We start from the raw sequence: 20,521 nt of genomic DNA, 5'->3' as shown, positions 1-20,521 counted from the left end.
CCATGGATTTATTGGATCATGTCACCCTGCTGACAGCGCTGGACTGGTGCGCTGCCGGTTTTATTGTCTTTTGGTGGTTCGGGATTGGCTGGTGGATCGAACATCCCGGCAGCAAACACCCATCAGTGACCATCCTGATGGCGCAACACCGACGCGCTTGGATGAAAGTCTTTGTCGCACGTGATCCGCGCATCTTTGACAGCCAAATTCTGGGTAGCCTGCGCCAGGGCACCTCTTTTTTCGCCTCCACCTGCCTGTTTGCCATCGGTGGCGTGCTGGCGCTTGTGGGAAATACCGCCCCCCTGCAAGGTGTCGCGGCAGAGGTGACAGAGGTACAGGTCCCGGTCCTGATCTGGCAGTTGAAACTGGGGCTGGTCGCGCTTTTCCTGACCCATGCGTTCCTCAAATTTGTCTGGTCCAACCGGGTCTTCGGCTATTGCGCGGTTCTGATGGCTGCCGTCCCCGGCGATCCGGCCGATCCGCGCGCCTATCCACTCGCTGCTAAAGCAGGCGAACTGAATATCCGCGCCGCGATCAATTTCAACCGGGGCCTGCGCGGCATGTATTTCGCGCTTGGCGGTTTGGCCTGGCTTTTGGGTCCATGGCCCTTGATCATCGCGACGCTGATGGTGGTCTGGCTGGTCTGGTCACGAGAATTTGCCTCGTTCACGCGGCAGCTTCTGATAGAAAGCGATACATGAAGTATCTTATGTTATCTGTATTTCTCGCCGCGCCCGTGTTTGCGGATGAGCCCATCGTCGAAAATGTAACCATCAGTGGCAACAGCGTCAGTGTGACCCTGTCACATCCCGATACCGGCTGGGACCACTATGCCGACGGGTGGGAGGTGCTGGACGCAGACGGCAACAGTCTCGGCTATCGCAAGCTGCACCACCCCCACCAGTTCGAGCAGCCCTTCACCCGGTCGCTTAGCGGGGTCACGATCCCGGAAGGGGCGAGCGCTGTTTTCATCCGGACCAGCTGCAATCTGCATGGCTGGTCGGATACGCTGCACGAGGTTGCGCTGGCCCGCTAAGGGAGGCCGAAAGTGTCTGTGCTATTAATCAGCCTGCGGGGTGGCAGCGGCGACACATACCGCTAGGTTGTTCGCCAACAACGTGAGATTTCAACAATGACCTCAGTGCTGATTCTGGGTAGCGGGCCGAATGTACTGACCTGCCGCGACTGGCCGCGCCGCTATTTTGATCGCATCGTGGTGATCAATAACGCTTGGGCCGTGCGCCCGGATTGGGATGATCTGATCCATCCCGACGATTTTCCCGCTGACCGGCACCCTGTCACGCTGAACGCCGGACAGCGGATTATCCGCTCCGATACCTATGTCCCGGTGCAAAACAGCTATGGCGGCTTTGTCTATGCGGGCGGGACCATGGCCTTTACCGCCGCCTATTGGGCACTGGGAACCTTGCAGCCGCGTGTTATTGCGATGCTGGGCTGTGACATGATCTATCCGGCGACAACCCAAACCCATTTCTATGGCACAGGCACCGCCGATCCGCTGCGCGAGGATATCACCCTGCGCTCGCTCGAAGCGAAATCAGCGCGGTTGATGGTGATAGCCGCCCGGCAAACCTGCGCGATGGTGAACTTGTCCACTGATCAAAGCCGCCTTGTGTTTCCGCGCAGCATGCCGGAACAGGCCTTGAACGCAATACCGCAGCCCCATGACGAAACCATAGAGCGGGACGCTTTGGCGCAAGAAGACACGCTGGGTTACCGCGTGCCTTCTGGTAAATACTGGAAAGAGCAAGACCGGTTTGACCCGGCCGCCATCGACGCGCTTGATGCACTCTGGCTCAGATCAGTCCGGCATCCGCAAACAGCGTCTTGAGGTCTGCCTTCGGGCGGGGGCCCACATGGCTGATCACCTCTGACGCCGCGATAACGCCCATGCGCCCGCTGACGTCCAACGATTTACCACTGGCATACCCATACAGAAACCCGGTCGCGAACTGATCCCCTGCCCCGGTCGCATCCACCGGCACAACCATTTGCACCGGCACCGAAACCTGCTCTGCGCCGCGGCGCAGGATCACCGGATCGCCCGAACAGGTGCAGACCACCGTTTCGCAATGAGCTGCGGCCAGATCGAGCGCAGCCGCCAGATCATCTGTTTCATAAAGCGTCGTCCATTCCGCCGCGTTACCAAGGACAAAATCCATCTCTTCCTTGATCAGGCGCTGGAAATCCGCGCGGTGCCGCTCGGCGCAGAACGGATCGGACAGGGTAATACCGGCGCGACCGCCTGCTGCTTTCATCTGGCGGGCAGCCTCGGCAAAGGCTGTTTTGCCATCCGGCTTGTCAAACAAATATCCTTCGAGGAACAGGATCTTGCTGTCTGTAAACAGATCATGTGACACATCCGCCTGCCCCAGATCGGCACCTGCGCCCAGATAAGTGTTCATCGACCGTTCGCCATCCGGAGACACAAAGATCATCGAACGCGAGGTCGGCGCCTCGGCCGCAGCAACCGGCGGGTTTGGAAAGGCTGTACCCGACTCTTCCATTCCCTTGGCATAGAACCGGCCCAGGGCATCATCTTTCACCTTGCCGATGAAGGCCGTGGATAAGCCCAGACTGCCCAGCCCGGCGATGGTATTCGCAACAGAACCACCCGGCGTTTCCGTCCGATCCTTCATCGCGGCATAAAGCACCTCTGCGCGGTCACGTTCGACCAGTTGCATAATGCCCTTTTCGATCCCCATGTGATCAAGAAACGTATCCTCGGCATGGCTGATCACATCGACAATTGCGTTGCCGATACCGATCACATCGAAATTACTCATAAATTCTTATCCTCGAATTGGCACAGGTCCCGGATCAGGCAGACTGCGCATTTAGGTTTACGGGCGACGCACACGTAGCGGCCGTGCAATATCATCCAGTGATGAGCGTGAAGTTGATAATCCGCCGGAATGTGATCTTCGATCGCACGTTCCACGGCGACCACATCCTTGCCCACAGCCACTCCGCTGCGATTGCCAAAGCGCAAGATATGGGTGTCCACCGCCTGTGCGGGCATCCGCCACCACATGTTCAGCACCACATTGGCCGTCTTGCGGCCCACACCAGGCAGCGATTGCAGGGCGGCGCGGGAATTGGGGACCTCGCCCTCATAGTCGTTGACGAGGATCCGGCTCATCTTCATGACGTTCTTGGCTTTTTGGCGAAACAGGCCGATAGTCTTGATATGTTCGGTCAGCCCATCCAGCCCCAGATCAAGCATTTTCTGTGGCGTATCAGCAATCTGAAACAGTTTGCGCGTCGCCTTGTTCACTCCCACATCCGTGGCCTGCGCGGACAGGGCGACAGCGACGACAAGTGTGTAGACATTCACATGCTCCAGCTCGCCCTTCGGTTCGGGTTCAGCAAAGTAGAACCGTTCAAAGATCTCGCGGATCGTGTGATAATCAAGCTGTTTTACCATTCCGCCCGGTATGCCCGCAGGGGCAAAGGCGGGCAAGTAAAAGATGCGCAATTTCCGGGTCGCGCCAGACGGCACATGCGCCTAATTTAGCCGTCATGGAACAAACAGAAACATATCACTATCAGATCATGCGGCGCGCGATTGCCGCAATTGATGCCGCAGGCGACCAGCCCCTATCGCTGGCCGATCTGGCCGCCGACATGAAGATGAGCCCGGCACATTTCCAGCGGCTGTTTTCCAGTTGGGTCGGCGTCTCGCCGAAGCGGTATCAGCAATATCTGACGCTCGGCCATGCCAAGGCGCTGCTGCGCGACCGATTCACCACGCTGGATACGGCCCATGCTGTCGGGCTTTCCGGCTCTGGCAGGCTGCACGATCTTTTTGTCCGCTGGGAGGCAATGAGCCCCGGCGACTATGCCCGCGACGGATCAGACCTGCGCATCTACTGGGGCTGGTTCGAAAGCCCGTTTGGCCCGGCGCTGGTCATGGGGACAGATCGTGGCATCTGCGGGCTGGCCTTCGCAGCAGAGGCCGGACCAGAACCGACCATGGCCGATATGACATCGCGCTGGCCGCAGGCCACCTATATCGAAGACCCGGCATCCTTGCGACCATGGGCGATGGCCGCCTTGGGCATGACCGGCGAAACGCAACTGCACATGCTTGGCGCGCCATTCCAGCTTAAGGTGTGGGAGGCGCTGTTAAGCATTCCGTCAGGGCATGTGACCACATATTCGGAAATCGCACAGGCCGTTGGGAACCCACGCGCCGTGCGGGCCGTTGGCACAGCAGTCGGGCGCAACCCGGTAAGCTGGCTGATCCCCTGCCACCGCGCACTGCGCAAGTCCGGGGCCCTTGGCGGATACCATTGGGGGCTTCCGGTGAAGCGGGCCATGCTGGCTTGGGAAGCGGCCCGCGTGGACGCAACGGCAACTATTGGCTAATTTTGGGCGGAACCATGGCTGCGGTTGATGCGTTATTGGATATCAGCGACAAAGTGGGCATACGCTGACCCATCCAAACCGCGCATATGCGCACCGTATCAAATGGACATAAATATGAACTTTACAAAATTTCCACTTGTGCTGGCCGCAGCTTCGATGACCTTCGTCACCGCCTGTGATCCCGCCGGACCAAACGAGAACCAAAAAGCACGCCAGGGCGCGTTGCTGGGTGCTGCTGCTGGTGCTGCTGTCGGGGCCATCGCGAACCGTGATGAATCCAACCGTGAGCGCAACCAATCTGCCCTGATTGGTGCGGCACTGGGTGCAGGCGCAGGTGCTGCAATCGGCAGCAACCTTGACCGTCAGGCCGAAGAGCTGCGCCGCGAGCTGCGTCAGGATGTGGGCGTGTCCAACAACGGCAGCAACCTGAAGGTTGTCTTGTCGCAGGATCTGCTGTTCGCAACCAACAGCACTGCCGTGTCTTCTGTATCCCAGCGTGAACTGCGCATCGTTGCCAACTCACTGAACAAATATCCAAACACCACCGTGAACGTTATCGGCCACACCGACAGTGACGGTGCTGCTGCATTCAACCAGGATCTTTCCGAGCGTCGTGCGCAGGCTGTATCTGCTGTTCTGCTGAACGGTGGCGTCTCTGCCACCCGTGTCCGCTCTATTGGTGCCGGTGAAAACCAGCCCGTTGCGTCAAACCAGACCGCAAGCGGCAAGCAGGCAAACCGCCGGGTTGAGATCATCATCACCCCGAACTGATTCACCACACATATATCTCAGGGCCGTCCTTCAAGGGCGGCCCTTTTTCATTGTGAACACCCCTTTGTGGTCATACATTCTGACCAGTCGTAAGAGGTGCCCCATGCCATTCGAACCCGTTCAACAGGAAAAACTGTCGCACGGCGTGATCCGCCAGATCGAAGGGTTGATCCTGCGTGGCATCCTGCGCCCCGCCGAACGCCTACCGTCAGAGCGCGAGTTGAGCGAACGCATGGGCGTCTCCCGTCCCTCCCTGCGCGAGGCATTGGCCGACCTGCAAGCGCGCGGATTGCTGACCTCCAAGGCCGGTGCAGGTGTCTATGTGGCCGATGTGCTCGGCTCTGCTTTTGCGCCCGCTTTGGTCAAACTTTTTTCCAGCCATGATGAAGCCGTCTCCGACTACATCAGCTTTCGCCGTGATATGGAGGGTCTGGCCGCAGAACGCGCCGCACGTCTGGCCAGTGACACCGACCTGATGGTCATCGACGCCATCTTCCAAAAAATGGAAACCGCCCACCAAAAGCGCGACCCCGCGGATGAGGCGCATCTGGACGCCGATTTCCATCTGTCCATCATCGAGGCCAGCCATAACATCATCATGCTACATATGATGCGGTCCATGTATGACCTGCTGCGCGAAGGCGTGTTCTACAACCGCACCGTCATGTTTCGGCAGCGGACCACGCGCGAAACACTGCTGGATCAGCACCGGGCAATCAACGTCGCACTTCAGGCGCGCGACCCCGCAGGCGCACGGGCCGCTGTGGCCGCGCATCTGGATTTTGTGCAAATGTCCCTATCCGCGCAGACAAAGGCGGATCGGAACGAAAGCTTTGCGCGCAAGCGGTTTGAAAGCGAAACAGGGCGCTAACTGGCCTGCGCCATCCCGTCAGGATAGGCGCGCAGCACTTTCCCCCAAAGCCAGCCACCGATCACCACCTGCACCAGAATACCACTCAACGCGAGCGGCTGTATCACGTTCATATAGGTGCTTGAAAATATGGCCATATCCCAAAGCCAATGCCAGATGATCAGAGGCCAAAGATTGCCAATGACCAGCGCCAGCGGGGCAAGGAAAACCCCGACAAGAAAGGTAAAGCCCAGCTGCTTCAGCAGGTCCCAGAACGGCAGCCCGCCTAGCAGGTTGACCGTATGCAACAACGAAAACGCCGCCGCGCTCAGCAGCATCGCAGGCAGCACGCCCATCCGTTGCAGCGCGCCACGCAGCAGAATACCGCGAAACATCACCTCTTCCGACACGCCGATCAGAAAGGTTGTCACCGCGATCAGCCCCAATATGCGCCAGTGCTCTGTGGTCAGGCTGTCGACGCGCACTTCCTCTGACAGTTGGATAAACAAGAGTAGAAGAACAAAAACAGCCGGGAAAAGCCAAATCACTCCATCCATTTTGAAGCGACCAAACCCCGCACCCGTCCAACCGAAATAACGCCAGGCATAATACAGGCTGAACAGCGCCAGCAGCGCCTGTATCCACCAGCCACGCGTGATTAGCGGCGCAGTGTCCGGCGTACCGTCAGCGGGCAGGTAAAGGTAAACAAGCCCCAGCACCAAAATCACGACATAGATGGCAAGCGCATGAAAGGCGCGGGTCAGGCCGTGCATCAGAAAAACCGACATTTAACCAAAGAAAAACCCGGCTGCCAAGGGCGACCGGGTTTCGCAATCAATATCAAGGCACAGGCCACGCGTTAGTGCATTTTCTCGGCCACTGTCGCGATAGACTCGTCGATCAGCGCACCGGCAGCTTTCGCATCCATCTGCTTGGCCATCACGTCCTTTGCGGCACCAACGGCCACAACGATCGCCTGATCGCGCACATCCTTGACAGCAGCAGCTTGCGCGCTTGCAATCTGCTCTTCTGCGGTCGCAAGGCGACGGGTGATGGACTTTGCGATATCATCCTTGGCGGCGGCAGCGGCGTTTGTGGCCTCTTCCTTTGCCGAGGCGACGATACGGTCCGCCTGCTCTTGCACTTCTTTCTGCTTGCGCTCGTAAGAGGCCAGCAGTGTCTGTGCTTCTTCGCGCAGCGCCTTGGCTTCGTTTAGCTCAGCACGGATGCTATCCGCACGCTTGTCCAGCATACCGCCAACAACGCCGGGCACTTTGTAGTAAAGCAGGATGCCGATAAAGATCAGAAACGCGATCGAAACCACGAAATCCGTATTGCCCAGCGAAAAGAACGGGCCGGTTGCCGCGAATGCGGGGCTGGCGCTCAGGGCGAGCAGTGATGTGATCATCAAACGCATGACTTACCCTTTCATCCGTGCATTCACCGCAGCGGTGATGGTTTTCGCATCAGCAGAGCCACCCATAGCCGCCACCAATTCCTTGGCAGTGTCCTTGGCGACTGCGGTGACGCTTTTGACAGCGCCGTCGCGGATTTCAGTAATGGCCGCTTCGCTTTCAGCCGTCTTGGCAGCGATTTCGGCGTCGGCTTTTTGCAGCTCGACATCCAGTTCTGCCTGAATTTCAGCTTTGGCTTCGGCGACAATGCGGTTTGCTTCCGCACGGGCATCGACCAGCGCCTTTTCATAGGCCGCTTCAGCCTCCTGCGCCTTGAGCTTCAGCTCTTCCGCCGCAGCAATATCATTGGTGATCGTGCCTGACCGTTCGGCCAAAACCGCACCAATACGTGGCAGCGCGATGCGCGACATCACGAAATAAATCGCAGCCAGGGTTACCAGCAACCAAAAGATCTGGTTGGGCATCCAATCCGCACAAAGCTGTGGCATGCCAAGGGCAGAACCCCCTGCATCGACACAAGCACCGATAGCGGCTTCAGTTGTTTCTGTTGCCATGATGGCCCCCGAATACCTTGATGTTTACCCGGTGGCCGCAGGTCATGCGACCACCAAGACGTAAGGAATGGGTCGCTGTCTTAGACTGCGAACATCAGCAGAAGCGACACGAGGAATGCAAAGATCCCCAGGGCTTCTGCGAAGGCCAGACCGATGAAGAGCGTTGCTGTCTGCGATGCAGCAGCGGATGGGTTGCGCAATGCGCCTGCCAGGTAGTTACCAGCCACGGTGCCAACACCGATAGCAGCGGCACCAGAACCGATTGCAGCCAGACCAGCGCCGATATGTGCGAGTTCGCCTTCCATGAGTATTCTCCTTACGTTTGGAAGTTAGACATAGGATGGGTGATTTCACCCACCGTCATTAGTGATGCGGGTGCAATGCGTCTTTCAGATAGACACATGTCAGAATAGTGAAAACATAGGCCTGAATACCGGCCACAAGGACCTCCAGACCATAGATCGCGACAATCCCTAGGATCGCAACAGGGCTGACCAACACCAGCGCTGCAAAGCCAGCAAAGACTTTCAGAACCGCGTGACCTGCCATGATGTTACCGGCCAGACGAATAGAATGGCTGACAGGGCGAACGAAGTAGGAAATCACCTCGATCACGGCGATGATCGGACGCAGGATCGCAGGGGCATCCGACATCCAGAACAGACCAAGAAAAGATGCGCCGTTTTTGACAAAACCCAGCACTGTGACCGCGATAAACACACCAAAGCCAAGAACCGCAGTGACCGCGATCATCGACGTCGGGCTATAAGACATCGGCAGCAGGGCAACGTAGTTGGCAAACAGGATGAACACGAACAGGGTCATGATATAGGGGAAGTATTTCACCCCATCTTTACCGGTGACATCTTCGACCATCTTGTAGATGAAACCGTAGATCAGCTCACCAATCGACTGCATCCGGCTTGGGACAATCGCGCGGCCCTTGCTGCCCATCACGAACACAGCCGCGATACAGGCCAGACCAATGAACATCCAAAGGGTCACATTCGTCAGCGTGTACCAATGCACAGGGCCGTCCCCGAACAATGGTTTGACGATAAACTGATCCAGCGGATGGAATACCAGGCCACCTTCGGAATGTGCGTCAGTCTCTGTCGCCACGTGTCTCATCCTTTTCTTCAGCAGCGCGTTGCTGCTTCAACTGCACCTCTTTGGCGGACCGCATCATGGTAAGAATACCAGCGGCAAGGCCAAAGAATATGAACAGCACCAGAAAGATGGGCAGCGTTCCCAAAAGGGTGTCCAGCCCGTATCCGATGCCAAAGCCAATCGCGAGACCGGCCACAAGCTCGATCACCATCCGCCAGGCAAGCTGCGCCTGAGAATAGTGTTCTTCCGCGTGGTCCTTGACGACCTCTGGCTCTTTGAGCCGCGCAATCTTCGCTTCTAACGCCTTGAGGCGATCAGCGTCATTGCTGTCAGACATCGGTAGCAGACCCCTTGAAAGGTTGGGCATGGTCTAGGCGCGGGGCCGCACAGAGTCAAGCAGCGCCGAAGTCGTCTCAAAAGACTGTTTTGTATACATAATTACAGAAATACGCCCACGGCTACCGGCGCAAAATATCACCCAAATGCCACCATTTCAAATTCAACTGCGCGGTTTACTATTTAGCGCGGGACAGCCACATGGCCGTCCCAGTCAGCAAATCACCCGATACTTTGAACCAGCGCTCCCGACGTGCCAATACCAACCAAATGGTTGACGTTTCAGGGTGTGTCTTCTTAATCGCTGCCATGACCACATCGCTTGATACCATCTTTGCCACGCTTGCTGACCCGACCCGCCGGGCGATCCTTGCGATGTTGCTGGAAGACGACATGGCTGTCACCGATGTGGCAGAGCCGTTTGAGATGTCGCTGGCCGCGATTTCCAAGCATTTAGGCGTACTTACCGCCGCCGGGCTAATCAGTCAGGAAAAGCGTGGGCGGGTGAAATGGTGCAAGCTTGAACCGGACGCCCTGCGCGAAGCATCGGTCTGGATGCAGGCCTTTGGCCAGATGGCTGCGGTCGATCTGGATCAGTTTGAGGCATTTCTGGCGCAAGAGCTGGAATAGGCCACGCAACGTTCGGTGACAGCGGCAACATCCACCGCGCGGTCAAATTGATTCGCCTTGTTAACAAAGGTTATTTTGGCCCGAAATCGGTATCGGATTCACGTCGGACTTGCGTCGGACCCACGGGCTGGATTTCAGCGGTTTAACCCAGCGCGCGGTCTAAACGTAAACGGCACGTTAACTTTGCCTCAGGCGTTCATTACCAGCCCGTCAGTGGGCTGTGCCTTTGCATCACGGCTTGGCGCTTGTCCGAATTTTCTGCTGTAGTCGCGGCTGAAATGGGTCGGACTTTCGTAGCCCACGGCAAAGGCCGCCGCGGATACGGAGTGGTCCTGATCGGTCAGCAATGCGCGCGCTGCGATCAGACGCAGGTCTTTTTGATACTGGAGCGGGGTCGTGCCAGTGACCGATTTGAAGTGGTCATAGAATGATGACGGGCTCATCCCCGCCACCCGTGCGAGGTCGGGCACCGCAAGCGGATCGCGAAAACCGGATCTGATTTGTGAGATTGCTCTGGCGACCCGGCTGGCATGGCTGTCGACCGAAAGCAACCGACGCAGCATCCCCCCGATGGGCGACAGCAGCAGCCGGTAGTGAATTTCACGCAAGGTTGCCGGCCCCAGCACCTGCGCATCCTGCGGATTGTCCGCAAGCGCCAGATAGCGCGCCAATGGCGCAAGCCAGTTGGGATCAGCGGGTGCGGCACAAAGCGCGCGCACCGCATCGGTTTGCGGCAACCCATCGCCCAACTCTTCGCGCAGGCTGCGCAGCAGCGCCAGATCAAGGGACAGGATCAGCGCACAATAGGGTGCAGATGTGCTCGCCTGTGTAATCCGAGAGGTCACCGGCAGGTCATGGCTGACCAGCACCGCATCGCCTTGCCGCAGTGTTACGGATTGTGCGCCGGATGAGGTTGTTTTGCTTCCCTGAAGGATCAGGCACATGACCGGTTGATAGACCGATGCCTCTATCTCGCTGATTTTGCTGCGGCGATAGGTCGACAAACCGGGCAGGTTTTCGGGCTTTTCGCGATAAGGGCCGCAATATCGCTGTGTCAGGGTTAGGAATTGGGCAAGTTCCATTAGGGCTCTCCTCTATCTTATGTCTAACAGCTTCCGGATCACGGCATAGCCAAAAACACCCCAATCTGGAGGATCGGGCAGATCTTGCAGAGGATGTGACAGGTCTGCCCGCGCGCTGCCTGCTATCTGTCTGTCAGACGCACACCCCGGTGTGCGTCGGGCATTTGGCAAAGCAAAGGAGCGTCCCATGTCGTCGATTGAAAATCAGTTCCTAGATCTTAAACCGCAACATGATGTGTATGATGCGATTGACCCGCAGGGCGCGCTGAAGGGGAGCGCCACCGATAAGGTTGTCTTTATCAGTGGCGCATCCCGTGGGATCGGTCAGGCAACAGCGGTCGCCTTTGCCGCCGCCGGGGCAAAGGCAGTTTTCCTGACCGCCCGGTCCGAAGAGGCGTTGAAAGAAACCAAAGCAAAGGTGCAAACCGCCAATCCTGACACCGCTTGCGCCTATGCTGTTTGCGATGTCACGGATGCTGCGCAGGTTGAAAAGGCCGTCGCGGCGTGTGTGGCCGCCTTTGGCAGTATTGATGTGGCCGACGCCAATGCTGGCTATCTGGGCCCTTGGGTCAAAATTGGTGAATCCGACCCGGCAGGTTGGTGGCTGAACTGGGAGGTGAACGTCAAAGGTGCCTATCATGTGATCCGTTACACCTTGCCACATTTGCAGGAGAGCGCTGCAAAATGCGCCGCCGACGGGCGCAGTGGCGGGCATTTGATTTTGCTATCCTCCATCGGCGCGCAGTTTTTGCTGCCGGGCGCATCTGATTATCAAACCGCCAAACACGCGGTAAATCGTCTGTGCGAATTCGTGCAAAGCGATCATGGTGACGATGGGATCAAATGCTTTGCCATTCATCCCGGCGGTGTCACGACCGAATTGGGCCGGTCGATGCCTGACAACATGCATCAATATCTGAACGACACACCCGCGCTTGCGGCTGGTTTCATTGTCTGGCTGTCCTCTGGTCAAGCCGATTGGGCCAAAGGCCGGTATCTGAGCGCGACATGGGATATCACAGAGCTGTCTGCGATGAAGGATGCGATCCTGACCAATGATCTGCTGGTGAACCGGTTGCGGGCCAAGCTGTAGCGCGGCCCTATTCCCGCAGTAGCATCACAAGTGCGACCACTGTCAGCACCAGCCCGGCCAATATCATGACGGGCGGTGCTGTGCGGCCCAGCGCCAGTTCCCAGACGATCACCCAGGACGGCACCAGATAGGTATAGGCCATGACCTTGGACGATGGCAGCCGCAGGGTGGAAAACTGCAACAGCGTGAAGGTGACCGCGCTGGCAAAGACCGCTGTGTAAAGGATCGTGATCCAGACAATCCACGGCAGCGCCGCCCAGTCGGTCGCCATCAGATCGCCCCAGGCCCATGCCGTCAGCATCACCGAGCCCGCCAACAACATGCCAAAGGTGAATACAATGGCGGGTTCCCCACGGTTCAGTTTGCGCACCAGCGGGGTATAGACCGCGTGCGAGACACAGCCCCAGAAATATATCGCTTCACCCGGGCCGACCTGAAAGCGCAGGATCGCTTGGAAATCGGCGCGAAAGATCACCCAAAGTGCGCCCAGCCCGCCGATTATCAGCGCCAAGGCGATCCGCCCCGTCAGCACCTGCCCCAATAACAAATAGCCGAACCCCGCTGTCAGGATTGGCGTCAGCGTAAACACCGCCGCCGCGCTGACTGGGGCCGCTGTTTTCAGACCGGTGAACATCAGCACGAAATAGGTGATGAAAAACCCCGCCAGCAGAATGTAGCGCCAAGGTGCGGCTGCCGCACTGCGCGGCAGCCCGGTTGTGGCCAGTGCCGCCGTCCCGATGATCCCGGTCGCGATCCAGAAACGCACTGCATTCAGCGCAGCGGGTGTGATTTCATTGGCGGCCATCGCCCCAAGCGGAAAGGACCCCGCCACCAGCAGCGAAAAAAGAAGCATGGCCAGATGGCCAGCGCGTGCCCCGCTCATGCCTCTAGCTGGTCCTTGAACCGATCTTTCAGAAACCGCAGGAACGCCTGCACTTTGGTCGTGCGGTGCAGGTCCACATGGGTGACCAGCCAAAGCGGTGCGGACCAGTCATCAAGGCTGGGGAGGACTTCGGTCAGGAAGGGGTTCGCTGCAAGCTCTTGCACGGTGACGAACCCGATGCCTGCGCCAGCGACGATCGCGCCCTGCATATTGCGGATATCGGTGGCCCGATACATGAACCTATCCTCTGGCACATGTGACCGCAGCCAGCGCGCAAAGGGCGCGCGGGACGTGTCGCTGTCATCCACCACAAAGCGATGGTTGGGCAGATCGGCCTCGCCCTCTGGCAGGCCGAAACGCGCGATGTAGCTGTCCGACGCCACGAGCGCGACCCGCTGTTTCATGAAGGGCTGGACGACATTATCGGGCTCTTCAGGCATCCTGCCTGCACGGATTGCCACATGGGCCTCGCCGTATTCCAGCCGGAACACCCGGTCGCCAGTTCGGTAGCGTACCCGCACCTCTGGGTATTCGGTCTGGAAGGCCACCATGATCGGGGTCAGCGTGCGCGACAGAATATCCAGCGAGGTGATAACCAGATCGCCTGACACGCCTTCGCCCTGCCCTTTGATCCGCCCGGCGAGCTGCGTGAATTGATCATCGGTGGCTTGTGCGACCTGTAACAGGTCTTGGCCCGCTTCTGTGGCCGTGTACCCCCGCGCGTGCCGCTGAAAGAGCTTTACGCCCAGCCGTTGTTCCAGCGCGTCAATGTGCCGGATGACGGTGGCGTGGTGCACCCCCAGTTCATCCGCCGCCCCGCTGACAGTGCCCCGCCGCGCGACCTGATATGCCGTGCGTATTTCATCCCAGTTGTCCATATTCGGCCCTGTGCGCTGACAAACATATCAAAGCAGGATTTGACTATTCCGTTCGTGAATACAAGGGGGCCGTGCAAGAAGCTTGCTTGACTTGCCCCATCCGCACCAGCAACCCTGCGCTTTATGCTGTCTAAACACCAAAAATTCTGGAACGCCTATGCAAGGATTGTCCAAAAACCGACCCTTGCGATGATCACGTCGCAGCCGTTGGCCCGCCGTGCTGCTGATCTGAACGCAATCCTGTCGCTGAAAACCCCGCCGGGTCTGCAATTGACTGATTGCGCGTTGACTCATGCTGGCGAAAATGTCCGCACGACTGTCTGTCAGACCGGCCCTGTCCCGGCGGGTGGTACGATGCTTTACCTGCATGGCGGCGCGTTCATGATCGGCAGCCTGCGCATGTATCGCCATCTGGTTGCGCGTCTGGGCCAAGCCGCCGACCAGCGCGCGCATTTCCTGCATTATGGGCTGGCGCCAGAGCACCCCTATCCGCACGCGCTGGATCAGGCGACTGCGGCGTATCTTGCGCTTTGTGCTGACCCGGCGGCCGGGCCGATCAGTTTGGTGGGCGATAGTGCGGGCGGTAATCTGGTGTTGGCTTTACTGCACCGGATCTGCAGCCGCGATCTGCCCCGTCCTGCCGCAGTGGTCGCCCTGTCGCCCCTGACGGATATGCGGTTCACCGCAGCGTCATTGCATGAAAACGCGCGGTCCGATCACCTTGTCCCTGTCAGCTGGGCCCGTCGCGGGCAAAACGCGTATCGCGCCGGGGCCGATCCGGAAAACCCTGAACTTTCGCCCGTCTTGGGTGATTTCACCGACGCGCCGCCCTGCCTGATCCACGCAGATGAGACTGAAATGCTGGTGGATGACAGCCGGGCGATGGCCAAGGTGCTGAAAGATCAGGGCATCCCGGTGACCCTGACGCTCTGCCGGGGCCGCACGCATGTCTGGCACCTGAATGTGGGCCGCTGCCCCGAGGCGGATGCATCCATTGCTGAAATTGGGCAGTTCATCCGGGACGTGACTTTCCCAGCGACGCCCTAAATATGGGGTATGATACAGCCCATGACCCTTTTGAAATCCGCCCTGACACTTGCATTCCTCTATTTCGGGCTGCGTAAACTGACGGGCTATCATGTGGATGTGGCGATCTATGAGGCGATCGGCTTTGGCCAGTTTCCCCGCTATGTCACCGGATCGATTGAGGTGATCGGGGCCGCGCTTTTGTGGAAACGCGGGGCCGAAGGTTTCGCCGGGCTGTTGCTGCTGGCCACGATGTTCATCGGGCTGAGCGCACTCCTGATCTGGGTTGGTCCCCCTTACTGGCACATGCTGGTATTGATTTTGGGCACCGGTACGGTGGCTTGGGCGTATCGTCAGCAATATTTGAGGTTGATCAGGTAGTTACGCCTTCATATCCCTGCGATATGAAGATTGTCCGTAATACCCCCGAACAGCTGATCCTGCGCAATGTCCCTTGGGCGATGGCGATTGCCATATCAGCGGCCATTCTGGGCCTTATAGCCTGGGGCTTTTTCAGTCTGACCGATGGCGATTACACGCAGGGCGTGGTGATGCTGCTTTGCGCTGCCTTCATGGGGTTGTTCTTTGCGCTTTTCGTGCGCCGGGATGATCTGATTTTGGATCGCAGCCGCAACCTGATCGAATTGCGCCATGCGAGTGTTTTTGGTCGCCATAAGGTCCGCCATATGCTGGAGCATCTTGAAAAGGCACTGGTCCAAACGCAAAGCGCGAATAATCGTGGTTCGCATAGCACGGGCGGTGGCCCGACACATCGCGTAGCCTTGGTGCTGAATGGCGGGATGGATGCCGGGACCCATCCGGCGACAGAAATCTATACCAGCGGGAAGGGCGCCCACCGTGCGGTCGATGCGATCAATGTGTGGCTATCTATGAATGTTGACTCAGGCATTCCAGAGGCGTAAACGCCACCCAACACCCGGATAGCGTCAGCTTTCCGGTCCCCGATGATCAGGGGATCGCCCTCCGTCAGCGCGTTGCGCCCACGGGGGCGCGCTGCTTTGGGCATTGCCCACGGGGGCGCTACTGCATTCCGCTTTGACTTCTTATATGGTCAAGGCAACTGAAACGACGTGAGGGCCTTGGCCGATGTTTGAAAATCTATCCGACCGCCTGTCCGGTGTGTTTGACAAGCTCACCAAACAAGGTGCGCTGACCGAGGATGACGTCAAAACCGCCCTGCGCGAGGTGCGTGTCGCCCTGCTGGAAGCCGATGTGTCGCTGCCCGTCGCCCGCGACTTCGTCAAGGCGGTGCAGGACAAGGCCACAGGTCAGGCCGTCACCAAGTCGATCACCCCCGGCCAGCAGGTCGTCAAGATCGTGCATGACGAACTGAAACATGTGCTGACCGGTGCCGAAGACCCCGGCGCGCTGAAGATCGACAACCCGCCTGCCCCCATCCTGATGGTTGGTCTGCAAGGCTCTGGTAAAACTACCACCACTGCAAAGCTGGCCAAACGCCTGACAGAGCGTGAAGGCAAGCGGGTGCTGATGGCCTCGCTGGATACCAACCGCCCTGCGGCGATGGAACAGCTTGCTATCCTCGGCGGCCAGATCGGTGTGGACACATTGCCCATCGTGCCCGGCGAAACCCCAGTGCAGATCGCCAAACGCGCCAAGACGCAGGCGTCCTTGGGCGGTTACGATGTCTATATGCTGGATACCGCCGGTCGATTGCATATTGATCAGGAACTGATCGCACAGGCCGCAGCCGTGCGCGATGTGGCCAACCCACGTGAAACCCTGCTGGTTGTTGACGGGCTGACCGGTCAGGATGCGGTGAATGTCGCGCAGGAATTCGACGACAAGATCGGGGTGACCGGCGTTGTCCTGACCCGGATGGATGGCGACGGGCGCGGCGGCGCGGCCCTGTCGATGCGCGCGATCACCGGTAAGCCGATCCGCTTTGTCGGTCTTGGCGAAAAGATGGACGCGATTGAAACCTTCGAGCCGGACCGGATCGCAGGCCGTATCCTTGGCATGGGCGATATTGTTGCCCTTGTTGAAAAAGCGCAGGAAACAATTGAGGCCGAACAGGCTGAACGCATGATGAAACGGTTCCAAAAGGGCCGGTTCAACATGAACGATCTGAAGATGCAGCTGGAACAGATGATGAAAATGGGCGGCATGGAAGGCATGATGGGCATGATGCCCGGTGCTGCCAAAATGTCGAAACAGATGGATGCGGCCGGTATGGATGACGGTATCCTGAAACGCCAGATCGCCCTGATCAATTCCATGACAAAGAAAGAGCGCGCCAATCCCGACCTGCTCGCCGCCTCGCGCAAGAAACGCATCGCCAAAGGCGCCGGGCTGGAAGTGTCCGAGCTGAACAAGCTGGTCAAACAGCACAAGCAGATGGCCGGGATGATGAAGAAAATGGGCAAGGGCGGGATGCTCAAGCAGGCCATGAAAAGCATGATGGGCAAAGGCGGCATGCCCGATATGAACGACCCCAAGGCGATGGAAGAGGCGGCAAAGGCGCTGCAAGGTAAAATGCCCGCAGGCATGCCCGGTATGGGGCGCGGCATGGGCCTGCCCCCAGGCCTGTCCGGCTTTGGCAAGAAAAAGTAAGCGATGACCCCGGCCCCCACTCTTACCACGGCACGCCTTGTGCTGCGCGGTCCCCAGAAACGGGATCTCGCGGCCTTTACGGCGTGGCTGACCCGGTCTGACCGGATGGTGCATGTGGGCGGCAAAGGGACGGAGCGTGATGCATGGCGCGGCTTTCTGGCGGGGATTGGCCACTGGCAGTGGCATGGTTACGGTTTTTTCACGGTGACCGAACGCAAGTCCGGCGTGGCCACAGGCCGCGTGGGTGTCATCAACCATATCGAATGGCCGCAGCCCGAACTCGCCTGGCATATGTTTGATGGGTTTGAGGGCAAATCCTATGCCTTTGAAGCCGCCTGTGCGGTGCGCGACTGGGCGGGCCGGACGCTGGGTCTGGAACCGCTGGTGTCGTTGATTTCACCGGCCAACGCCCGGTCGCTGCGTCTGGCCGCCCGTCTTGGCGCAATGGAAGACCGCCGCGATGTGGTCGACGATGAAAAGGTGATCGTGTTCCGGCACCTGTCCTATGATGATCCGCGCGCGGTCGCGCAGGGTGCGGGGGCGATTGTATGACCGCGCCTTTGACGACAGAGCGGCTGATCCTGCGCCGCCCGACCCCAGCCGATTGGCCTGCCTTTCGCGATTTCTTTGCGTCAGAGCGTTCTGCAGGTGTTGGCGGCCCCCAGACCATCGGCCAAAGTTGGCGTCAGTTCGCCGCCGAGCTGGGCCATTGGGAAATCCGGGGTTATGGCATGTGGGCGGTGACCCTGCGCGGCGATGATACGGCGCTGGGTCTGATCGGCCCTTGGGTCCCCGACGATTGGCCCGAAACAGAAATCGGCTGGATGATGCTGTCCGCCGATCACGAAGGCACCGGCATCGCGGCAGAGGCCGCACGTGCCGCTGTCCGCCACGCCTTTGATGTGCTCGGCTGGACCACCGCTGTCAGCTATATCGCAGCGGGCAACACACGCTCGCTCCGTCTGGCCGAAAAGCTGGGCGCGGTTCGTGATGATGCCGCTCCAAAGCCTGACGGCTACCCCGATACGTTGGTCTATCGCCATCCGGTGCCGGGGGCGCAGACATGATCCCGACGTTGCAAACTGAACGGCTGACCCTGCGCGCGCCTTCTGCGGATGATTTTGAAGCTTACGCTGCGTTTCGCGTCTCGGACCGGGCAAAGACCGTGGGCGGGCCTTATAGCCGCGCGCAGGCCTTTGACCAGCTTTGCAGTATCATCGGGCACTGGCATTTGCGCGGCTATGGCCGCTGGATGGTTGCCGACCGTCAGACCGATCAGCCGCTGGGCATTGTGGGCCTGTATTTTCCCGAAGACTGGCCTGAGCCGGAAATCGCATGGTCTGTCTTTGCCGCAGCCGAAGGGCGCGGGATCGCCTATGAGGCCGCCCTTGCCGCGCGCCGCTATGCCTATGGCACGCTGGGCTGGACCACCGCGATGAGCCTTGTTGATCCGGCCAATACCCGCTCTGTCGCGCTGGCACGGCGGATGGGCTGTACTGATGGCGAAACTTATCAGCACCCGACGTTTGGCTTGATGCATATCTGGCGTCATCCGGGGCCGGAGGTGGCGCAATGAACCCGTGGACAAAAGCCCCGGCAAAAGCCGCAGCGCAGCGTGACAATATCGCCACTGCCGTGCCAGAGATCACGACAGAACGGCTGGTGCTGCGCCTGCCAAGGATCGCGGATTGGGCGGTGCTGGAACCGATCTGGACCACGGACCGCGCGGTGCATTTCGGTGGTCCGTTCACGGCAGAAGCTGCCTGGCTGGATTTCAACCAGTTGGTGGCAGGCTGGGTTCTGCGTGGCCATGGGGCACTGACCATCTGTACCCATGACGGTGCCGTGCAGGGCATGGTTTTGCTGGGGCACGAATATGGCGACCCGGATGCGGAACTGGGCTGGCTGTTGACTGAATCTGCCGAAGGCCATGGCTATGCGACCGAAGCCGCGCGCGCGATGCTGCCGCTGTGTCGTGCGCTTTATGGGGATGATTTCGTCAGCTATATCGCCATGGCGAACACCGCTTCGATCCGCATCGCGGAAAAACTGGGTGCGGTCAAAGATGCCCCGCATCCGCGCCGTGCCGCCGATATTGTGACTTACCGTTATACGACCCAAGGAGACAGCGATGACTGATGCTGTAACCCGTGCTGCCGAGATCCTGAAAGGGCATCGCGAAAGCATTGACCGGCTTGATGCCATTCTCGTCTACACATTGGGCGAGCGGTTCAAGCACACGCAGGCCGTGGGCCGGCTGAAGGCCGACCACGATTTGCCCCCGTCCGACCCCGCGCGTGAAGAACAGCAGATTGCGCGGCTCACCGATCTTGCGAACCGGGCCGATCTGGACCCCGAATTCGCCAAGAAATTCCTGAATTTCATCATTCAGGAAGTTATCCAACACCACAAACAACACCAAAGCTAGGGTGGATCAAGATCCACCTTACGACACCCATCTGTAAGGAGAAAATCTGATGGCTATGAAAATTCGTTTGGCCCGTGGCGGCTCTAAAAAACGTCCTTTTTACGCGATTGTTGCGGCAGACAGCCGTATGCCCCGCGATGGCCGTTTCATCGAGAAACTTGGCACTTATAACCCGATGCTGCCAAAAGACAGCGAAGACCGCGTCAAAATGGATGTTGAGCGCGTAAAGCATTGGCTGGCGCAGGGTGCACAGCCAACTGACCGCGTGTCCCGCATGCTGGAAGCTGCAGGCGAGCTGCCCAAGAAAGACCGCAGTAACCCCAAGAAGGGCACGCCCGGCAAAGCCGCTCAGGCCCGCGCTGAGGAAAAGGCAGAGAAGGCGAAAGCTGCTGAAGAAGCGGCCAATGCGCCTGCTGAAGAAGCCGCTGCTGAGGAATAAACCCCTTTTCATTGCCCGGGTCTTTCATCCGGGCAATGTCCC

Annotated in this window: 29 protein-coding genes; 18 read left to right on the top strand and 11 right to left on the bottom strand. The window is 58.9% G+C overall.

Going from position 1 to position 20,521, the window contains the following annotated elements:
• Positions 1-2 precede the first annotated feature (2 nt).
• The 3 genes from ACJ5NV_RS03520 to ACJ5NV_RS03510 all read left to right on the top strand — a co-directional run bounded on the left by ACJ5NV_RS03520 (position 3) and on the right by ACJ5NV_RS03510 (position 1,852).
• The gene (locus ACJ5NV_RS03520) at positions 3-701 is read left to right on the top strand and encodes a DUF599 domain-containing protein (protein ID WP_411642236.1); all 699 of its coding nucleotides are present in this window, start codon (positions 3-5) and stop codon (positions 699-701) included.
• An 8-nt stretch (positions 702-709) separates the two neighbouring features.
• Positions 710-1,036, top strand: a complete 327-nt coding sequence (locus ACJ5NV_RS03515; RefSeq protein ID WP_411642235.1) for a hypothetical protein — start codon at positions 710-712, stop codon at positions 1,034-1,036.
• A 96-nt stretch (positions 1,037-1,132) separates the two neighbouring features.
• Entirely contained in the window at positions 1,133-1,852 is a 720-nt protein-coding gene (locus ACJ5NV_RS03510) for a hypothetical protein (protein ID WP_411642234.1), read from the top strand.
• Here ACJ5NV_RS03510 and ACJ5NV_RS03505 read toward each other — a convergent pair.
• The gene (locus ACJ5NV_RS03505; RefSeq protein WP_411642233.1) at positions 1,818-2,807 is read right to left on the bottom strand and encodes an adenosine kinase; all 990 of its coding nucleotides are present in this window, start codon (positions 2,805-2,807) and stop codon (positions 1,818-1,820) included. The two genes, ACJ5NV_RS03510 and ACJ5NV_RS03505, sit on opposite strands and share 35 nt — an antisense overlap.
• Positions 2,804-3,448, bottom strand: a complete 645-nt coding sequence (gene nth / locus ACJ5NV_RS03500; RefSeq protein WP_411642232.1) for an endonuclease III — start codon at positions 3,446-3,448, stop codon at positions 2,804-2,806. Before nth ends, ACJ5NV_RS03505 begins: the two co-directional genes overlap by 4 nt.
• Before the next feature lie 95 nt (positions 3,449-3,543).
• On the opposite strand from nth, the gene ACJ5NV_RS03495 reads away from it, so the two are divergent.
• From ACJ5NV_RS03495 to ACJ5NV_RS03485, 3 genes are all read left to right on the top strand, one after another.
• Positions 3,544-4,392, top strand: a complete 849-nt coding sequence (locus ACJ5NV_RS03495; protein WP_411642231.1) for a methylated-DNA--[protein]-cysteine S-methyltransferase — start codon at positions 3,544-3,546, stop codon at positions 4,390-4,392.
• Between the two features lie 114 nt (positions 4,393-4,506).
• The gene (locus ACJ5NV_RS03490; RefSeq protein WP_411642230.1) at positions 4,507-5,163 is read left to right on the top strand and encodes an OmpA family protein; all 657 of its coding nucleotides are present in this window, start codon (positions 4,507-4,509) and stop codon (positions 5,161-5,163) included.
• A 103-nt stretch (positions 5,164-5,266) separates the two neighbouring features.
• Positions 5,267-6,034: a FadR/GntR family transcriptional regulator gene (locus tag ACJ5NV_RS03485; protein ID WP_411642229.1), complete on the top strand. Its 768-nt coding sequence runs from the start codon at positions 5,267-5,269 to the stop codon at positions 6,032-6,034.
• On the opposite strand, the gene ACJ5NV_RS03480 is transcribed toward ACJ5NV_RS03485, so the two are convergent.
• The 6 genes from ACJ5NV_RS03480 to ACJ5NV_RS03455 form a co-directional block, all read right to left on the bottom strand.
• Complete coding sequence (locus ACJ5NV_RS03480) at positions 6,031-6,801, bottom strand: CPBP family intramembrane glutamic endopeptidase (protein ID WP_411642228.1); 771 nt, start codon at positions 6,799-6,801, stop codon at positions 6,031-6,033. The genes ACJ5NV_RS03485 and ACJ5NV_RS03480 overlap by 4 nt on opposite strands.
• 71 nt (positions 6,802-6,872) lie before the next feature.
• The gene (locus ACJ5NV_RS03475) at positions 6,873-7,430 is read right to left on the bottom strand and encodes a F0F1 ATP synthase subunit B (protein WP_411642227.1); all 558 of its coding nucleotides are present in this window, start codon (positions 7,428-7,430) and stop codon (positions 6,873-6,875) included.
• Between the two features lie 3 nt (positions 7,431-7,433).
• Entirely contained in the window at positions 7,434-7,982 is a 549-nt protein-coding gene (locus ACJ5NV_RS03470) for a F0F1 ATP synthase subunit B' (RefSeq protein WP_411642226.1), read from the bottom strand.
• A gap of 80 nt (positions 7,983-8,062) precedes the next feature.
• The gene (locus tag ACJ5NV_RS03465) at positions 8,063-8,287 is read right to left on the bottom strand and encodes a F0F1 ATP synthase subunit C (protein WP_089993977.1); all 225 of its coding nucleotides are present in this window, start codon (positions 8,285-8,287) and stop codon (positions 8,063-8,065) included.
• Positions 8,288-8,345: 58 nt separating this feature from the next.
• Positions 8,346-9,113, bottom strand: coding sequence for a F0F1 ATP synthase subunit A (locus ACJ5NV_RS03460; protein ID WP_411642225.1), 768 nt, complete (start codon positions 9,111-9,113; stop codon positions 8,346-8,348).
• On the bottom strand, positions 9,088-9,429 hold the full coding sequence (locus ACJ5NV_RS03455) for an AtpZ/AtpI family protein (protein ID WP_411642224.1): 342 nt from the start codon (positions 9,427-9,429) through the stop codon (positions 9,088-9,090). The genes ACJ5NV_RS03460 and ACJ5NV_RS03455 overlap by 26 nt, the downstream gene beginning before the upstream one ends.
• A gap of 308 nt (positions 9,430-9,737) precedes the next feature.
• Here ACJ5NV_RS03455 and ACJ5NV_RS03450 point away from each other — a divergent pair, with 308 nt between their 5' ends.
• Positions 9,738-10,058: an ArsR/SmtB family transcription factor gene (locus ACJ5NV_RS03450; protein ID WP_411642279.1), complete on the top strand. Its 321-nt coding sequence runs from the start codon at positions 9,738-9,740 to the stop codon at positions 10,056-10,058.
• A gap of 188 nt (positions 10,059-10,246) precedes the next feature.
• On the opposite strand, the gene ACJ5NV_RS03445 is transcribed toward ACJ5NV_RS03450, so the two are convergent.
• Complete coding sequence (locus ACJ5NV_RS03445) at positions 10,247-11,140, bottom strand: AraC family transcriptional regulator (RefSeq protein WP_411642223.1); 894 nt, start codon at positions 11,138-11,140, stop codon at positions 10,247-10,249.
• A gap of 187 nt (positions 11,141-11,327) precedes the next feature.
• Here ACJ5NV_RS03445 and ACJ5NV_RS03440 point away from each other — a divergent pair, with 187 nt between their 5' ends.
• Complete coding sequence (locus ACJ5NV_RS03440; protein ID WP_411642222.1) at positions 11,328-12,233, top strand: SDR family oxidoreductase; 906 nt, start codon at positions 11,328-11,330, stop codon at positions 12,231-12,233.
• Positions 12,234-12,240: 7 nt separating this feature from the next.
• Here ACJ5NV_RS03440 and ACJ5NV_RS03435 read toward each other — a convergent pair whose 3' ends face one another.
• Both ACJ5NV_RS03435 and ACJ5NV_RS03430 read right to left on the bottom strand, forming a co-directional pair.
• Entirely contained in the window at positions 12,241-13,116 is an 876-nt protein-coding gene (locus ACJ5NV_RS03435; protein ID WP_411642221.1) for a DMT family transporter, read from the bottom strand.
• A complete protein-coding gene (locus ACJ5NV_RS03430; RefSeq protein WP_411642220.1) occupies positions 13,113-13,994 on the bottom strand; it encodes a LysR family transcriptional regulator in 882 nt (293 codons plus the stop codon). The genes ACJ5NV_RS03435 and ACJ5NV_RS03430 overlap by 4 nt, the downstream gene beginning before the upstream one ends.
• 123 nt (positions 13,995-14,117) lie before the next feature.
• On the opposite strand from ACJ5NV_RS03430, the gene ACJ5NV_RS03425 reads away from it, so the two are divergent.
• From ACJ5NV_RS03425 to rpsP, 10 genes are all read left to right on the top strand, one after another.
• Positions 14,118-15,041, top strand: a complete 924-nt coding sequence (locus ACJ5NV_RS03425) for an alpha/beta hydrolase (protein ID WP_411642219.1) — start codon at positions 14,118-14,120, stop codon at positions 15,039-15,041.
• 21 nt (positions 15,042-15,062) lie between these two features.
• Positions 15,063-15,401 (top strand): hypothetical protein, encoded by a 339-nt coding sequence (locus ACJ5NV_RS03420; protein ID WP_411642218.1) that lies wholly within the window; start codon positions 15,063-15,065, stop codon positions 15,399-15,401.
• Positions 15,402-15,424: 23 nt separating this feature from the next.
• Entirely contained in the window at positions 15,425-15,943 is a 519-nt protein-coding gene (locus ACJ5NV_RS03415) for a hypothetical protein (RefSeq protein WP_411642217.1), read from the top strand.
• 184 nt (positions 15,944-16,127) lie between these two features.
• Positions 16,128-17,612: a signal recognition particle protein gene (gene ffh / locus ACJ5NV_RS03410; RefSeq protein ID WP_411642216.1), complete on the top strand. Its 1,485-nt coding sequence runs from the start codon at positions 16,128-16,130 to the stop codon at positions 17,610-17,612.
• 3 nt (positions 17,613-17,615) lie between these two features.
• Positions 17,616-18,164 (top strand): GNAT family N-acetyltransferase, encoded by a 549-nt coding sequence (locus tag ACJ5NV_RS03405; protein WP_411642215.1) that lies wholly within the window; start codon positions 17,616-17,618, stop codon positions 18,162-18,164.
• Positions 18,161-18,679, top strand: coding sequence for a GNAT family N-acetyltransferase (locus ACJ5NV_RS03400; RefSeq protein WP_411642214.1), 519 nt, complete (start codon positions 18,161-18,163; stop codon positions 18,677-18,679). Before ACJ5NV_RS03405 ends, ACJ5NV_RS03400 begins: the two co-directional genes overlap by 4 nt.
• Positions 18,676-19,188, top strand: a complete 513-nt coding sequence (locus tag ACJ5NV_RS03395) for a GNAT family N-acetyltransferase (protein WP_411642213.1) — start codon at positions 18,676-18,678, stop codon at positions 19,186-19,188. The genes ACJ5NV_RS03400 and ACJ5NV_RS03395 overlap by 4 nt, the downstream gene beginning before the upstream one ends.
• Entirely contained in the window at positions 19,185-19,751 is a 567-nt protein-coding gene (locus tag ACJ5NV_RS03390; RefSeq protein ID WP_411642212.1) for a GNAT family N-acetyltransferase, read from the top strand. The genes ACJ5NV_RS03395 and ACJ5NV_RS03390 overlap by 4 nt, the downstream gene beginning before the upstream one ends.
• Positions 19,744-20,040, top strand: a complete 297-nt coding sequence (locus ACJ5NV_RS03385) for a chorismate mutase (protein ID WP_411642211.1) — start codon at positions 19,744-19,746, stop codon at positions 20,038-20,040. The genes ACJ5NV_RS03390 and ACJ5NV_RS03385 overlap by 8 nt, the downstream gene beginning before the upstream one ends.
• 49 nt (positions 20,041-20,089) lie before the next feature.
• The gene (rpsP, locus tag ACJ5NV_RS03380) at positions 20,090-20,479 is read left to right on the top strand and encodes a 30S ribosomal protein S16 (protein ID WP_411642210.1); all 390 of its coding nucleotides are present in this window, start codon (positions 20,090-20,092) and stop codon (positions 20,477-20,479) included.
• Positions 20,480-20,521: the final 42 nt, after the last annotated feature.

It is taken from the genome of Loktanella agnita, from assembly GCF_046640325.1.
Taxonomy (GTDB): domain Bacteria; phylum Pseudomonadota; class Alphaproteobacteria; order Rhodobacterales; family Rhodobacteraceae; genus Yoonia; species Yoonia agnita.
The sequence above is the reverse complement of the archived record's forward strand: the minus strand, read 5'-3'. Positions and strand labels throughout refer to the sequence as shown.

Bases quoted from the DNA above. Each gene is read 5' to 3' on its own strand.
- ffh (WP_411642216.1), top strand. From the start codon at position 16,128: ATGTTTGAAAATCTATCCGACCGCCTGTCCGGTGTGTTTGACAAGCTC.
- ACJ5NV_RS03465 (WP_089993977.1), bottom strand. From the start codon at position 8,287: ATGGAAGGCGAACTCGCACATATCGGCGCTGGTCTGGCTGCAATCGGT.
- ACJ5NV_RS03490 (WP_411642230.1), top strand. From the start codon at position 4,507: ATGAACTTTACAAAATTTCCACTTGTGCTGGCCGCAGCTTCGATGACC.
- ACJ5NV_RS03400 (WP_411642214.1), top strand. From the start codon at position 18,161: ATGACCGCGCCTTTGACGACAGAGCGGCTGATCCTGCGCCGCCCGACC.
- ACJ5NV_RS03405 (WP_411642215.1), top strand. From the start codon at position 17,616: ATGACCCCGGCCCCCACTCTTACCACGGCACGCCTTGTGCTGCGCGGT.
- ACJ5NV_RS03470 (WP_411642226.1), bottom strand. From the start codon at position 7,982: ATGGCAACAGAAACAACTGAAGCCGCTATCGGTGCTTGTGTCGATGCA.
- ACJ5NV_RS03415 (WP_411642217.1), top strand. From the start codon at position 15,425: ATGAAGATTGTCCGTAATACCCCCGAACAGCTGATCCTGCGCAATGTC.
- ACJ5NV_RS03455 (WP_411642224.1), bottom strand. From the start codon at position 9,429: ATGTCTGACAGCAATGACGCTGATCGCCTCAAGGCGTTAGAAGCGAAG.
- ACJ5NV_RS03510 (WP_411642234.1), top strand. From the start codon at position 1,133: ATGACCTCAGTGCTGATTCTGGGTAGCGGGCCGAATGTACTGACCTGC.
- ACJ5NV_RS03450 (WP_411642279.1), top strand. From the start codon at position 9,738: ATGACCACATCGCTTGATACCATCTTTGCCACGCTTGCTGACCCGACC.
- ACJ5NV_RS03505 (WP_411642233.1), bottom strand. From the start codon at position 2,807: ATGAGTAATTTCGATGTGATCGGTATCGGCAACGCAATTGTCGATGTG.
- ACJ5NV_RS03390 (WP_411642212.1), top strand. From the start codon at position 19,185: ATGAACCCGTGGACAAAAGCCCCGGCAAAAGCCGCAGCGCAGCGTGAC.
- nth (WP_411642232.1), bottom strand. From the start codon at position 3,448: ATGGTAAAACAGCTTGATTATCACACGATCCGCGAGATCTTTGAACGG.
- ACJ5NV_RS03485 (WP_411642229.1), top strand. From the start codon at position 5,267: ATGCCATTCGAACCCGTTCAACAGGAAAAACTGTCGCACGGCGTGATC.
- ACJ5NV_RS03395 (WP_411642213.1), top strand. From the start codon at position 18,676: ATGATCCCGACGTTGCAAACTGAACGGCTGACCCTGCGCGCGCCTTCT.
- ACJ5NV_RS03515 (WP_411642235.1), top strand. From the start codon at position 710: ATGTTATCTGTATTTCTCGCCGCGCCCGTGTTTGCGGATGAGCCCATC.
- ACJ5NV_RS03435 (WP_411642221.1), bottom strand. From the start codon at position 13,116: ATGAGCGGGGCACGCGCTGGCCATCTGGCCATGCTTCTTTTTTCGCTG.
- ACJ5NV_RS03495 (WP_411642231.1), top strand. From the start codon at position 3,544: ATGGAACAAACAGAAACATATCACTATCAGATCATGCGGCGCGCGATT.
- ACJ5NV_RS03480 (WP_411642228.1), bottom strand. From the start codon at position 6,801: ATGTCGGTTTTTCTGATGCACGGCCTGACCCGCGCCTTTCATGCGCTT.
- ACJ5NV_RS03460 (WP_411642225.1), bottom strand. From the start codon at position 9,113: ATGAGACACGTGGCGACAGAGACTGACGCACATTCCGAAGGTGGCCTG.
- ACJ5NV_RS03420 (WP_411642218.1), top strand. From the start codon at position 15,063: ATGACCCTTTTGAAATCCGCCCTGACACTTGCATTCCTCTATTTCGGG.
- ACJ5NV_RS03475 (WP_411642227.1), bottom strand. From the start codon at position 7,430: ATGCGTTTGATGATCACATCACTGCTCGCCCTGAGCGCCAGCCCCGCA.
- ACJ5NV_RS03440 (WP_411642222.1), top strand. From the start codon at position 11,328: ATGTCGTCGATTGAAAATCAGTTCCTAGATCTTAAACCGCAACATGAT.
- ACJ5NV_RS03385 (WP_411642211.1), top strand. From the start codon at position 19,744: ATGACTGATGCTGTAACCCGTGCTGCCGAGATCCTGAAAGGGCATCGC.
- ACJ5NV_RS03425 (WP_411642219.1), top strand. From the start codon at position 14,118: ATGCTGTCTAAACACCAAAAATTCTGGAACGCCTATGCAAGGATTGTC.
- ACJ5NV_RS03430 (WP_411642220.1), bottom strand. From the start codon at position 13,994: ATGGACAACTGGGATGAAATACGCACGGCATATCAGGTCGCGCGGCGG.
- ACJ5NV_RS03445 (WP_411642223.1), bottom strand. From the start codon at position 11,140: ATGGAACTTGCCCAATTCCTAACCCTGACACAGCGATATTGCGGCCCT.
- ACJ5NV_RS03520 (WP_411642236.1), top strand. From the start codon at position 3: ATGGATTTATTGGATCATGTCACCCTGCTGACAGCGCTGGACTGGTGC.
- rpsP (WP_411642210.1), top strand. From the start codon at position 20,090: ATGGCTATGAAAATTCGTTTGGCCCGTGGCGGCTCTAAAAAACGTCCT.